Below are 13288 nucleotides of genomic sequence, written 5' to 3'. Positions count from 1 at the left end.
CATGTCACGTAGCACAAATAAATTAGCGGTTCCTGGTGCTGAATCAGCATTAGACCAAATGAAATACGAAATCGCTCAAGAGTTTGGTGTTCAACTTGGAGCTGATGCAACAGCTCGCGCTAACGGTTCTGTTGGTGGTGAAATCACTAAACGTCTAGTTTCACTAGCTGAGCAACAATTAGGCGGTTTCCAAAAATAATCCCATATGATGGCTTAGAAAGAGCGGGTTCTCCCGCTCTTTCTTTTTTTGTGTTGTGTCGCTATTTGTCGGTAAGTCGATGTAATTTCGTTTACTAATTCGACAGAACTGAAAAATTTGTCAAAAGAAGAGGGTTCAAAATTAACAGAAAATTCTTTATTATATAAAGGAGGCATAAAGAAAAGGGAGGATATTTTATGAAGCGAGAAGAATTGTTGGCGCCACCGTCTTATAATTTAGTTTCTGAAATAGAGAAATATACAGGTGATAAAGGGAAGTTAGCTTTAATTTGGCAAGATGATAAAGGGAATCGAAGGGAAGTTACATACGCTGAATTAATGCAAGGTGCGAATAAAATTGGAAACGCTTTTATAAAAAGTGGTTTGCAAAAAGGGGACAAGCTTCTCATTATGATGCCGCGTTTAATTGAAGCGTACATGACGTATATTGCTGCTATTAAAGCAGGATTTGTCGTAATTCCAAGCTCGGAAATGTTACGTAAAAAAGATATAGAATATCGAATTGGACATGGAGAAGTAAAAGCGATAGTAAGCTATGAGCCGTATATTAGGCAGTTTGATGATATAGAAGCGATGGAATCTCTTCGAAAATTTGTCCTGAGCGAGCAGTCAGTAGATGGATGGGTTAATTTAAAAACAGCGTTAGAAACAGAGAGTGACATGTTAGAAATGGCGAAGACAGATAAAGAAGATATGGTCTTTTTATCTTACACGTCAGGAACGACAGGAAATCCAAAAGGTGTCGTTCATACACATGCGTGGGCATACGCTCATTTACGTACGAGCGCTCCAAATTGGCTCGGAATTGAAGAGAATGATATTGTATGGGCAACAGCTAGTCCAGGCTGGCAAAAGTGGATTTGGAGCCCGTTTTTAGCAACTTTAGGATCAGGGGCAACAGGGTTTGTATATCACGGTAAGTTTGAACCGAAAACGTACCTGAATTTATTAGACGATAATAAGGTGAATGTGCTTTGTTGTACACCGACTGAGTATAGATTAATGGCAAAGGTAGAAGATTTAAGTCAGTACAATTTAGAGGCATTACATAGCGCTGTATCGGCAGGAGAACCGTTAAATAGAGAAGTCATTGAAACATTCCAAAAGCACTTTCATATTACAGTAAGAGACGGCTATGGGCAAACGGAAAATACATTACTTGTTGGTGTAATGAAAGGGATGGATATTAGACCAGGATCAATGGGGAAACCAACGCCAGGTAACCACGTCGATATCGTAAATGAGGAAGGTACTCCAGTTAAAGTAGGCGAAGTTGGTGATATTGCAGTTCACATTGAAACGCCAGCCCTCTTTAAACAATATTACAAAGACGATGAACGTACAGCGATGCAATTCCGCGGTGATTATTATATTACAGGGGATAAAGCGAAGAAAGATGAAGACGGCTACTTCTGGTTTGAAGGGCGCGGTGATGATATCATTATTAGTTCTGGTTATACAATCGGGCCGTTTGAAGTAGAGGATGCTCTTGTAAAACATCCGTACGTAAGAGAATGTGCAGTTGTCGCAAGTCCTGATGAAATTCGTGGAAGTGTCGTGAAGGCATTTATCGTATTAAGAGAGAATATAGAAAAGAACGAAGAAACATTAATTCCAACACTCCAACAACACGTCAAAGAACTCACTGCACCATATAAATACCCTCGCAAAATTGAATTTGTAGATGAACTACCAAAAACGATTTCTGGAAAAATTCGCCGTATTGAACTTAGAAAACAAGAGATGGAGATTCCGTCAAAATAATTTTGAAAACAGTGAAGTAAATAGTTGAATGAAATGTAAATCAATGATAAAATAAAAACGAACACAAGTTCGATTTTATAAACTTAAAAAAGAGGTGTCCGTATGATTTTAGGTATTAATCCGTACTTAGTTTTAGATGGTAGTGGGCAAGAAGCTGTACAGTTTTATAAAGAGGCTTTAGATGCAAAAGTAGAAGTTATGCAAACTTTTGGTGACATGCCTGAAAATCCAGAATACCCGATTCCAGCTGAAGCGAAAGAGCGCGTTTTACACGCTACTTTAAAAGTTGGTAATACGGATCTTATGATTTCTGATACATTCCCAGGTCAAGGGCATGCAATCGGATCTCAAGTAACAATCGCAATTCAAATTAGTAATGCAGAAAAAGCAAAAGAAGTATTCGATAAGTTACAAGAAGGTGGAGAAGTTATCATGCCACTTCAAGAAACATTCTGGAGCCCAGCATACGGACAAGTAAAAGATAAATTTAATATTGAATGGCAAGTTACAACATCTACTACTGAACAAAAGTAATTTTTAGAAAAGCACCATGTTTTGAAATGGTGCTTTTTTTTATACAATAAAAAATAAAGGAGATGGGATATATGGGAGAAATTTGGTATGGCGGCACCATTTACACAATGAGAGAAGAAAATGAAAAAGTGGACGCTGTTTACATTGAAAACGGTACGATCGTTGATGTTGGAAGTAAAGAAGAGTTAGAAAACCAATATGCCGCAGTTACATTGCACGATTTAAAAGGCAAAACGATGATTCCAGGTCTCGTTGATAGCCACATGCACCTTATTGGGCATGGGGAGAGATTGCTTCGTTTAGATTTATCAAATTGCACATCTTATGGCGAAGTGCTTACTCTTGTTCAGAAGCGAGTGGAAGAAGCTCCAAAGGGCTCTTGGATTATTGGAGAAGGATGGAATGAAAATAACTTTACAGATACGAAAGATGTTCACGCGCGTGATTTAGATGAAATTTCGAAAGAACATCCCATTTTACTAAAGAGAGTTTGTCGTCACGTTACATGGGTGAATGCATACATACTGCAAGAAGCGAATATAACAGCAGCGACAGAAGATCCAAAAGGCGGGAAAATTGGTAGGGATTCATCAAATAAGTTAACAGGGCTTTTATATGAACAAGGGCAAGAATTAATTAAACATGTTCAGCCAGAAATTGATGAAGCTTATTTACAAAGAGCTCTGCAAACAGCGATTAAAGATTGCTGGAAATACGGACTTGTTGGCGGGCATACGGAAGATTTAAATTATTATGGTGGTTTTAGAAAAACATATAATGCGTTTTCTCACGTTATAAAAGAAATGCCATTTAAAGCCCATTTGCTCGTTCACCATGAAGTAGCACATGAACGAAAAGAATATGAAAATGAACATTGTATTGAATTTGGAGCAATGAAAATTTTCTCTGACGGTTCTTTTGGCGGAAGAACAGCATTATTAAGTGAACCGTATGAAGATGCGAAGGAAACAAATGGAGTTGCGATTTTCTCACGTGAAGAACTTGCGGAATTAGTAAAGAAAGCACGAGATTTACATATGCCAGTTGCGATTCATACTATCGGTGACTTATCGCTTGAATATGTCATTGATGCACTCGAATTATATCCACCAGCAGAAGGGTTACGTGACCGCATTATTCATTGTCAGCTTGCTCGTGAAGAGTTGATAGAAAGAATGAAAAACTTGCAAGCCATTATCGATATACAGCCAGTCTTTCTTTCATCAGATTTTCCGTCAGTCATTGAAAAACTAGGCGAGCACCGTCTTCGTTATGCGTACGCTTGGAAGACGTTACTGGAAGCAGGATTACACTGCAACGGTGGCTCAGACGCTCCCATTGAACAAGTAAATCCGTTTCTAGGCATATATAGCGCTGTTACACGTAGAAGTTTTATTGACGGTATATGCTATATGCCTGAGGAAAGATTAACGGTATATGAGGCTGTTTCTTTATTTACAACAGGAAGTGCCTATGCAATTGGAAAAGAAGCGAAGCGAGGGCAAATTACAAAAGGATATGAAGCAGACTTTACAATATTAGACCGCAATATTTTTGAAATTGAGGCAGAAGAAATAAAAGAAGTACAAGCAGAAATGACCGTAATAGATGGCCAAGTTGTCTATAGAAAAGATGTGTAAAAATATATGAGCGGTTTTCGGAATATATCGAATTACCGACAAAAACTGACAAGAATAACGGCCGGATAGTAAGAGAGTATTGTTCGCGTCAATCGGGGGAAATAAATAACCGCAGAATTATGGAATTTCATAATTCTGCGGTTATTTTAATCTTATAAAAACGTTCTCTGTACTTTTTCCCAGAAAGAATTGTTTTTTAATTTAACTGTTTTAATTTGTTTATCGCTTAAGCGTACAACAGCTTTTTCCACTTGTTTAATGCTAAGCGCTTCGTTATCCATGCCGATAACAGGATAATCGTTACCGTCTGGTCTTAGTTTTAAAGTTAATGTACGTTCGTGATTTAAAATGAAAGGTGAACCGAGCGTACGGTAAGTGTTGTTGTTTAAAGATGCTAGTTCGCTTACTTGGAAACATGGGATAAGCGGGTCAACAACTGCACCATGCAATGATTTATTGTAAGCAGTACTTCCTGTTGGGGTAGAAACTACTAAACCGTCCCCTCTAAATGTTTCGAAATATAAATCATCAACGTGAACATCTACAACGAATGTTTTAATAATGCTAGAACGTAATGAGAACTCATTTAAACAATGGAAAGATGTACTGTGATCTACATCTACTTGAATTGTTGGATATTTTCGCACTTCAATTTCATTTTTTGTAATTTCTTGAAGGGCTGTATCAACGTGATCAATATGGAAATCGCAGTAGAAAGAAATTTCATCTTTCGTAGAAATCCCTGCGTATAAGCAATCTTCTCTAAAACCAGTTTTACGAACGGCTTGTAAGAAGGTTGCATCATCTCCAACACTGACGATAGCGTTTGCATTTTTTGGATGATCTAATATGGTAAATCCATTCTCTTCTAAAATACGATAGATTGGTTTCATTTTTTCAACGAGCGTTGCTTTGTCATCACCATAAAAGAAAAATAAATTGCGACGATCTGCCATTATGTATCCCTCCACTGCAGTTAAATTTTCTGTTTTTCGTGCTACATATCATTAGAGTCCGTTCCCTGATGATATGTTCAAATAATATATTTCGATATAAATTGTCAAAATACCTTTTTATTTTTAGAAAAATTTTTATATTCAATCTTATAAAACTCTGTTTAACGATGAATAAACTTGTCGATAATGGGTACGGAGTGAAAGGATGATACGTATGAAGTGGCTCGTAATTGGAATAATAATTCTTCTTCTTTTTATTTTGTTTATACTATTGTCGAAAATAAAGCTTAAGGTGACATTTTTATATTCAGAAATGGAAAAGCAATGTTTGCTTCAAGTGAAAATATGGATGATTCGATATACATTTGATGTGTTGGAAAGAATTGAAAAACAGCAGAAAAAGACAGGACAGAAAATCGAAAAAGCTGAAGAAGACGGCGGACTCGATAATAAAATTATGGCGCAACTTGACAGCATTGGTGAACTGATAAAAAAGCTTCAAGAAGTTCATACTATTGTTAAAGATTTTCTCAAACGAGTGAAAATCAATGGTTGGAAATGGCATACACAAATTGGAGCAGGCGACGCAGCTAGTACTGGAATTGTCACTGGATATGCATGGGGGACAAAAGGTATGGCTGCTGGAGTTGTCGGACAATATATGCATATTGTCGACGTACCAGAATTTGAAATTACCCCAGTTTTTCAAGGGAAAGGATTTGCATCAAGATGCGAGTTAACAGCATCTTTTCGTATATTCCGCGCTATAAAAACTGGCGTCAAATTACTCGTATTTATGAGAAGACAAAGATCTGGTATGACAGAAAAATCTGTTCAAGCATAGGGGGGATATAGAATGGACCATCCAATTCAAGGTTTAATGACAACAGCAATGCAGCATTTAAAACAAATGACTGATGTAAATACAATTGTTGGTGACCCAATTAAAGCGGCAGATGGAAGCGTAATTCTTACAGTTTCGAAAGTAAGTTTCGGATTTGCTGCTGGTGGAAGTGAATTTGGTAAAGTAGAACATTCAGGCCGTCATCCATTTGGCGGGGGAAGTGGTGGAGGAGTTTCTATTAATCCTGTTGCCTTTCTTGTTATAAATGGAGATGGTGTGAAAGTATTGCACTTAGATAAACAAACACACGTCATCGATAAAATAATTGAATTAGCGCCACAAGCTGTTGATAAAGTGAAAGAAATGATGGATAAACGAAAAGAAGATGATCCTGAATTTCAAATTTAACGAATAAAGAAGCTAATCAATAGGTTAGCTTCTTTAATTTTTTTGTAAATAAAGCGATTTTATTTGCATTATCGATAGGGACAAACTATCATTTACATTGTACATATTTTGTTTAAATAAGGGAGGATTTTCAAGTGGCAAACGTAACTTTTAAAGGTAATCCAATGACTTTAGTTGGAACAGAAGTTAAAGTTGGCGATCAAGCGCCAAACTTCCAAGTATTAGCAAACGACTTATCTCCAGTAAGTTTAGAAACATACAAAGGTGAAGTGAAATTAATTAGTGTTGTACCTTCAATCGACACAGGTGTGTGTGATGCACAAACACGTCGTTTTAACCAAGATGCAGCAGGTATTGAAAACGCGAAAGTATTAACAATTAGCGCTGATTTACCATTCGCTCAAAAACGCTGGTGTGCAGCAAACGGTTTAGAAAATGTTGTTACACTTTCTGACCACCGCGACCTTTCATTCGGTGAAGCTTATGGCTTAGTAATGAAAGAGCTTCGTTTACTTGCTCGTGCAGTATTCGTAGTAGATAGCAATGACAAAGTAGTTTACGCAGAATACGTAAGCGAAGGTACAAGCCATCCAAACTATGAAGCAGCATTAGAAGCAGCTAAATCTGCGAAGTAATGTGATGAAAATGACCTCTTATAAAGAGGTCGTTTTTTCTCATATATTGCCCTGTAACAGCATCGATATATGAGAAAAAACGTTATATCATATATAACTAAAGGGGAGCTCTTGATAGGAGGTCGCTTTTTCTTTTTGGAAAAAATCACTTTGTGGTATGATATAAGTTATGTGTAAAAGAGAGAAGGAGGAATGTACGTGAGTCAGACAGTAGAAACATTATTTTCTATTTTTGATTCTTCTGCGGTAGTTTTACGTAAAGAATTAGATGTAACATATTTAGAGGCGCTTGTAGAAACAGGTGATAACTTGTTTGAGGGAGCGATTTTACAAGAGGAATTATCCGAATCAGCAATTGAAAGGCTGAATCGTGAATATAGTACGTTTAATGAAGAAACATATAAAGGTGAAGAAATTCGTAAAGCATTTCAGTTAGCCATCTTAAAAGGAATGAAAGAAGGCGTACAAGCGAATCATGAAATGACGCCTGATGCAGTTGGAATGTTCATGAGTTACTTATTCCATAAATTTATGCAAGGTCAAAACGAGATCACAGTTTTAGATCCTGCAATTGGAACAGGTAATTTAATGACTACAGTGTTTAATAGCGCCAAAGAAGGACTAACAATGAGTGGATTTGGTGTAGAAGTGGATGAAGTGCTAATTAAACTTGCTTTAGTAAATGCAAATTTACAAAAGCATGCAATCGAATTCTTCCATCAAGATGGACTAGCACCACTTTATATCGATCCAGTTGATGCAGTCATTTCAGACTTACCGGTTGGTTATTATCCAAACGAAATCGGTGCAAGTGAATATAAATTAAAAGCAGATGAAGGAATGTCGTATGCCCATCACTTATTTATTGAACAAAGTGTGAAACATACGAAAGAGGGCGGTTACTTATTCTTCTTAGTACCAAACTTCATTTTTGAAAGTGACCAGGCACCAAAATTACATGCATTTATTAAAGAAACATGCTTTATTCAAGGGTTATTACAGCTTCCTGTTTCCATGTTTAAAAACGAGAAAAATGCAAAAAGTATATTTGTTCTCCAAAAGAAAGGCGCTAATGTAACAATGCCAAAACAGGCGTTATTAGTGGAGTTGCCTAAATTCTCTAACATGAAGGCGATGGAAGACATTATGGATCAATTAAATACTTGGTTTGCAACACATAAATAAAGCTGGGTATATGTAACAGCATTAGTGATTCATGTAGTACAGTTTTATATAATATGTCATATTTTTAAATATATACAAGATTTAACTGAATTTTTTTGAAATCTGTAATATATATTTTTTCTTGGTGTTACAATTTTTTCACTTGAAATATATGTCGGACGATGTTTAAATTAAAATCGTGAGTATAAAATTTGCTAATGATGAAACGTTTTCATATTTGGTGAATTTGATCAGATAAAATCGAGCGGTTTGTGGAAACATCCACACAACTACCAAGAGAAAAAGGGGCGAAAGACTAGATGTCAAAAATCATCGCGATTAACGCAGGAAGCTCTTCCTTAAAATTCCAATTATTTGAAATGCCAAGTGAAACAGTATTAACAAAAGGTTTAGTAGAACGTATCGGTTTAGAAGATAGTATCTTCACTATTACTGTAGATGGCGAAAAACAAAAAGAAATTACAAACATTCCAGATCACGCAGTAGCAGTTAATATGCTTCTTAAAAAGTTAACTGAAAACGGAATCGTTAAATCTCTAGATGAGATTGGCGGTATCGGTCACCGTGTTGTTCACGGCGGCGAAAAATTTGCTGACTCTGTTTTAATTACTGATGAAGTATTAGCTGATATCGAAGAATTAAGCGATTTAGCACCACTTCATAACCCAGCAAACGTTGTTGGTATTAAAGCATTCCAAGAAGTATTACCAAACGTACCAGCAGTAGCAGTATTCGATACAGCATTCCACCAAACAATGCCGGAATCTGCATTCCTATACAGCTTACCATATGAGTACTATGAAAAATTCGGCATCCGTAAATACGGTTTCCACGGAACTTCTCATAAATATGTAACTGAGCGTGCGGCTGAATTATTAGGTCGTCCAATTGAAAGCTTAAGCTTACTTTCTTGTCACTTGGGTAACGGTGCAAGTATCGCAGCAGTAGAAGGCGGTAAATCTATCGATACTTCTATGGGCTTCACACCACTTGCTGGTGTAACAATGGGTACACGTTCTGGTAACCTTGACCCTGCGTTAATTCCATACATCATGGAAAAAACAGGCCAAACAGTAGAAGAAGTAGTTAACGTATTAAACAAGAAGAGTGGTATGTTAGGTCTTACTGGTTACTCTAGTGACCTACGTGACATCATTGCGAAAGAAGAAGAAGGCGACCACCGTGCGAAAGTAGCACTTGATGTATTCGTAAGCCGTATCCACAAATACATTGGTTCTTACACTGCTCGTATGAAAGGTGTAGACGCAATCATCTTCACAGCTGGTGTAGGTGAAAACAGTGCGATTATTCGTGAGCGTGTATTAGAAGGCCTTGAGTACATGGGCGTATACTTCGATGCAAAACGTAATAACGTATTCGGTGAAGAAGCATTCATCAGCTTCCCACACTCTCCAGTAAAAATTATCGTAATTCCAACTGACGAAGAAGTTATGATTGCTCGTGACGTACTACGTCTTGGAGATATTGGTTAATATATGAAAAGAAAGACGAGATCCTATAGGATTTCGTCTTTTTTCTTTTGGATGTATTTTAAAACTCCATCTGGATATAATATTTTTTCTTTCTGAATGAATGCCGTAATAGGAATCCATTTCGCATACGCCACTGTTTCTTCATCTTGTATATTTAATATTTTCATTTCATATAGTGACGTGTCTAATAAACGCAAAGAATATAGTTGAATGATTTCATGACCAATGTCTCCATCGAGATGAAAGACATTTTCTAAACACCCTAAATAATTGGTGATTTCTATCTCCGTATGAAGCTCTTCTTTAAACTCCCGAATAACAGTATGTGCTGATTTTTCACCAAGTTCAATTGAACCGCCAAGAGGACGATAATATATTTCGCCTTCTGTATAATATTCTTGTACGAGAAGGCGATCTTGATGTACAGCAAGACCGAAAGCTTTTGCACGTGGATACATATAGAATCACTCCTTATTTGTTTTGTATAAGGACGATTATAATGTATGGTGTGATAAAAGTATCGTGTATTTAAGTGTGCGGTCTAACTGTAATTCCATCAAATAAGTCTTTCCAAAATGCTTCATTGTATTGGTATACATCCATAATAGGACATTTCATAACGCAAATACGTTGTAATCCCCAATCTTCTTGGGTGATAGTTGGTATATCGGCAGGAATTAGTAACAGGACAGAGAATGTATGTGTAACGATTTGAGATAAAATTTGTTCTAGGGAACATGCTTCTTCATATGTTCCTCCAGTTCGAATAAACAATATGGATTCTGCCGTTTCAATTGTAGCTAGAAAACGATTAATACGATGTTCATAGTTTAACTTAATTTCTGTATAAGAAGGCCAAGAAGTTGGTGTGTTTACATCTGTTTTAAAGTCATGACAGGAGTCAATTTCATAAAGGTTGTCCCTTAATCTTAATTTTGCATCATCATCCCAAAATGAGATGAAGGATAAATTTTCGAAATTTAAAAAGCGGTCAAATCGATTTTGTAATAATACATTCACTTTTTCTAATGAGGGACTTAGCATAAAATCAATAACGCCAAAAAATGGTGATAATTCTAATTGATATAATGCCCAAGCGGGCCAGCAGTTTTGTCCTAAGCTGAATACCGCATTATATTCTTTTTTTATATCGGATAGATTCATGTGATTTATCTCATCCTTTTTGTTAATATTTTATGCCATTCAAAAATGGTATGTGAATAAAGATAGACAAGCATATTTGCAAAGAATAAGCAGAAATATGTTACAATAGAAAAAAATCGAACGAGGTGGTTGTTACGATGCGATCGAAGCGAGAACAAGCCATTTTAGACAATATAAAAGAATGGGAAGCGCAATTAGTTGAGCAAGAAGCGACCGATTTTCAAAAAGTGTTTGATAAATGGTTACATGCTACAGTTGCGAAATTACCTGAGAAAAAGCGAAAAGAATTCTTCATGAAAGCAGATGGATGGCTCTTTCATTTGCATGCATTTATTCAAAGTTCACAAGCACAGTTAGATGCACGTAATCGGATTTTAGGAACATCAAGGTTATTTGATGAATCGATTGAACAGCTTGAAGATTTGAAAGCATTATCTATTGATCAATTAACATACATAGCAGAGCAGCAAACAGCACGTCATCGTCTATATTCATTTGTACAAGGTGGGGCAACAGGTGCTGGAGGTTTATTATTATTAACGGCGGATTTTCCGGTTATGATCGCGTTAAATGTGAAGGCAGTCCAACTTATTGCAACATCATTTGGACATGATGTGAACAAGCCGTATGAAATGATGCTTGCGTTAAAGGTGTTTCATGCGTCATTACTACCAGGAAGACTTCAGCAATATGCATGGTACAATTTATTGCAAGAGCTGGAGCAAGAAGATTCGTTCTTTTACGAAGGAGACGAAGCAGTGCTACAAACAGCTTCTACTGAGGTTGTGTTAAAACAAATTTTGAAGACATTTTCGATTTATGCTCTTCGTCGTAAATTATTCCAAGGTATACCGGTAATTGGAATGGCAATTGGATCTACAGTGAATTATCGTTTAACAAGAAACGTTACTGAATTTGCAAATAGATTTTATCAAGTGCGCCATATAGTCGAGAAAGAAAAAAGAGCATAAAAAAAGCGAGAGGCCGAAGCCTTTCGCTTTTTTAATTTGTTGCATGTTTTTTGGACATTGGAACAGATACTGGCTGCTTTTCTGCTGTTTTTTCTGTTTTTGGATAATAAATTAAATCCAATGTTTTTGCCTGTACGGCAATCGAAAGAATAGTAAAAGCAATTTCTGTCCAATTTAAATAATATAATGAAAGCGCAAGAACAATCGCGTCAAAGACGAAGAAAATTTGCCCAATTGTAAAACGAGTTCGTTTACTTAATACAATTGTTAAAATATCGTCTCCACCGGTTGCACCGCCAAATCGTAATATAAAACCGAGTCCAATACCAGCTAACGCACCGCCAACTACTGCAGCTATAAATAAGTTATTTGATAAATCTACCGTAAATGGAGAATAATTTTCCATAAAGGAATAAAATACTCCGAATGAAATTGAACCTAGGAATGAATAACCAACCATTTTTCTACCTAAAAATGAAGCGCACAGTAAAATAATTGGGATATCCATTAATACAGTTGAAATAGATGGTGAAATATCATAAAAGTTTTGAATGAATAGTGCAATTCCTACAAATCCACCTTCTGTTAAGTGGTTTTGGAAGTGAATGTGATATAGCGCTGCTGCTAAAATAAATGAACCGATTAAAACCATAAAAATTTCTTTAATAATTTGCCGACTTTGGATGTTCCTCATCGTTATTCCTTCTTTCCGTAGTTAGTAGTCCTTTTTGTGTTGTAAACTAACTACGAGCTCACATGTAGCTTTCAGTTAGTTTACGAAAAAACTAACTACGCTATATGTCGCTGAAGAAATAACGAATAATCCTCTCGTCCATCAATTCTCCCTACCTTCGTTTTAGTTTAAGTCTTAAAACGACTAAACAAAACGTGGAGTAGGATTCGTCATTTAGCAATCCTGCTCTTCTTTGTTTTGTTTAGTTAGTAACAATTAAGTCCTAAACAAAACGCTATGTGTAAGAAGAGTCTTTTTTTTGCCAAATTATCCTTCGGGCAATCATAATTTCCCCACTCTCGTATTTTTTTCGCTAGACTAAAGTATCTGAGCTAAAAAATACGCTACGTGTATGATTCGTCAATACGATGCCACATGCTCCTTCGAGCGATCATGATATCAAAATCCCTTCCTTCAAGATTTATACTATTATATCATACTTTTAAAAAATGTATGCGGATGGAAACCGACAATAAACGGAGGGAATCTACAAAAAATGTTATGTTTAAATATTTTTGTAGAAAAGCCTAAGTTATTTCGGAGGATTGGACAGTTTATAACGGTTTGTCCAATAAGTAAGAAAAAAGGGTTTTATTCCGTTGTGTTCTTTTCATCACTTTTATCTTTAAAAAACGCATCCCAACTAATTACACTTAAAAAAGTTAAAGTGATAATAACGAAAGCACGCATAATTTTTAAACCTCCTTTTGTACATAGTATATGAATCATTCGATTCAGAATG

The 13288-nt window shown here is 36.2% G+C and carries 14 protein-coding genes; 10 read left to right on the top strand and 4 right to left on the bottom strand.

The window, feature by feature from the left end:
• Window position 1 precedes the first annotated feature (1 nt).
• The 4 genes from ACTFSL_RS06925 to ACTFSL_RS06910 all read left to right on the top strand — a co-directional run bounded on the left by ACTFSL_RS06925 (window position 2) and on the right by ACTFSL_RS06910 (window position 4157).
• A complete protein-coding gene (locus ACTFSL_RS06925; RefSeq protein WP_000091639.1) occupies window positions 2-199 on the top strand; it encodes an alpha/beta-type small acid-soluble spore protein in 198 nt (65 codons plus the stop codon).
• A gap of 197 nt (window positions 200-396) precedes the next feature.
• Window positions 397-1983 (top strand): acyl-CoA synthetase MbcS, encoded by a 1587-nt coding sequence (gene mbcS / locus ACTFSL_RS06920; RefSeq protein WP_000817774.1) that lies wholly within the window; start codon window positions 397-399, stop codon window positions 1981-1983.
• 102 nt (window positions 1984-2085) lie between these two features.
• Window positions 2086-2517 carry a VOC family protein gene (locus ACTFSL_RS06915; RefSeq protein ID WP_000600350.1) on the top strand — a complete coding sequence of 144 codons (432 nt, stop codon included), beginning with the start codon at window positions 2086-2088 and terminating at the stop codon, window positions 2515-2517.
• 71 nt (window positions 2518-2588) lie between these two features.
• Window positions 2589-4157, top strand: a complete 1569-nt coding sequence (locus ACTFSL_RS06910; protein WP_440041414.1) for an amidohydrolase — start codon at window positions 2589-2591, stop codon at window positions 4155-4157.
• Between the two features lie 152 nt (window positions 4158-4309).
• Here ACTFSL_RS06910 and ACTFSL_RS06905 read toward each other — a convergent pair whose 3' ends face one another.
• Complete coding sequence (locus tag ACTFSL_RS06905) at window positions 4310-5113, bottom strand: NAD kinase (RefSeq protein ID WP_000785180.1); 804 nt, start codon at window positions 5111-5113, stop codon at window positions 4310-4312.
• Window positions 5114-5318: 205 nt separating this feature from the next.
• Here ACTFSL_RS06905 and ACTFSL_RS06900 point away from each other — a divergent pair, with 205 nt between their 5' ends.
• From ACTFSL_RS06900 to ackA, 5 genes are all read left to right on the top strand, one after another.
• A complete protein-coding gene (locus tag ACTFSL_RS06900; protein WP_002164419.1) occupies window positions 5319-5957 on the top strand; it encodes a DUF2953 domain-containing protein in 639 nt (212 codons plus the stop codon).
• Between the two features lie 12 nt (window positions 5958-5969).
• Window positions 5970-6365: a GerW family sporulation protein gene (gene ytfJ / locus ACTFSL_RS06895; RefSeq protein ID WP_000350003.1), complete on the top strand. Its 396-nt coding sequence runs from the start codon at window positions 5970-5972 to the stop codon at window positions 6363-6365.
• A gap of 134 nt (window positions 6366-6499) precedes the next feature.
• Window positions 6500-7000: a thiol peroxidase gene (gene tpx / locus ACTFSL_RS06890; protein WP_000024525.1), complete on the top strand. Its 501-nt coding sequence runs from the start codon at window positions 6500-6502 to the stop codon at window positions 6998-7000.
• 198 nt (window positions 7001-7198) lie between these two features.
• Window positions 7199-8185, top strand: coding sequence for a class I SAM-dependent methyltransferase (locus tag ACTFSL_RS06885; RefSeq protein WP_440041413.1), 987 nt, complete (start codon window positions 7199-7201; stop codon window positions 8183-8185).
• Between the two features lie 299 nt (window positions 8186-8484).
• Entirely contained in the window at window positions 8485-9678 is a 1194-nt protein-coding gene (gene ackA, locus ACTFSL_RS06880) for an acetate kinase (protein ID WP_000034575.1), read from the top strand.
• 23 nt (window positions 9679-9701) lie between these two features.
• Here the strand turns inward: ackA and ACTFSL_RS06875 are convergent, their stop codons facing one another.
• Both ACTFSL_RS06875 and ACTFSL_RS06870 read right to left on the bottom strand, forming a co-directional pair.
• Window positions 9702-10136 carry an NUDIX hydrolase gene (locus ACTFSL_RS06875; protein WP_000283500.1) on the bottom strand — a complete coding sequence of 145 codons (435 nt, stop codon included), beginning with the start codon at window positions 10134-10136 and terminating at the stop codon, window positions 9702-9704.
• Between the two features lie 70 nt (window positions 10137-10206).
• On the bottom strand, window positions 10207-10842 hold the full coding sequence (locus tag ACTFSL_RS06870; protein ID WP_001053729.1) for a DUF1796 family putative cysteine peptidase: 636 nt from the start codon (window positions 10840-10842) through the stop codon (window positions 10207-10209).
• Between the two features lie 137 nt (window positions 10843-10979).
• Between ACTFSL_RS06870 and ACTFSL_RS06865 the strand changes: the two genes are divergently transcribed.
• Entirely contained in the window at window positions 10980-11813 is an 834-nt protein-coding gene (locus tag ACTFSL_RS06865; RefSeq protein WP_400154977.1) for an EcsC family protein, read from the top strand.
• A 31-nt stretch (window positions 11814-11844) separates the two neighbouring features.
• Here ACTFSL_RS06865 and ACTFSL_RS06860 read toward each other — a convergent pair whose 3' ends face one another.
• Window positions 11845-12507, bottom strand: a complete 663-nt coding sequence (locus tag ACTFSL_RS06860) for a YitT family protein (RefSeq protein WP_001244515.1) — start codon at window positions 12505-12507, stop codon at window positions 11845-11847.
• Window positions 12508-13288 lie beyond the last annotated feature (781 nt).

This window comes from Bacillus cereus group sp. MYBK108-1, assembly GCF_051917185.1.
Classification (GTDB): Bacteria; Bacillota; Bacilli; order Bacillales; family Bacillaceae_G; genus Bacillus_A; species Bacillus_A cereus.
Note: the sequence above shows the minus strand (reverse complement) of the source record. Positions and strands in the feature narration are given on the sequence as shown.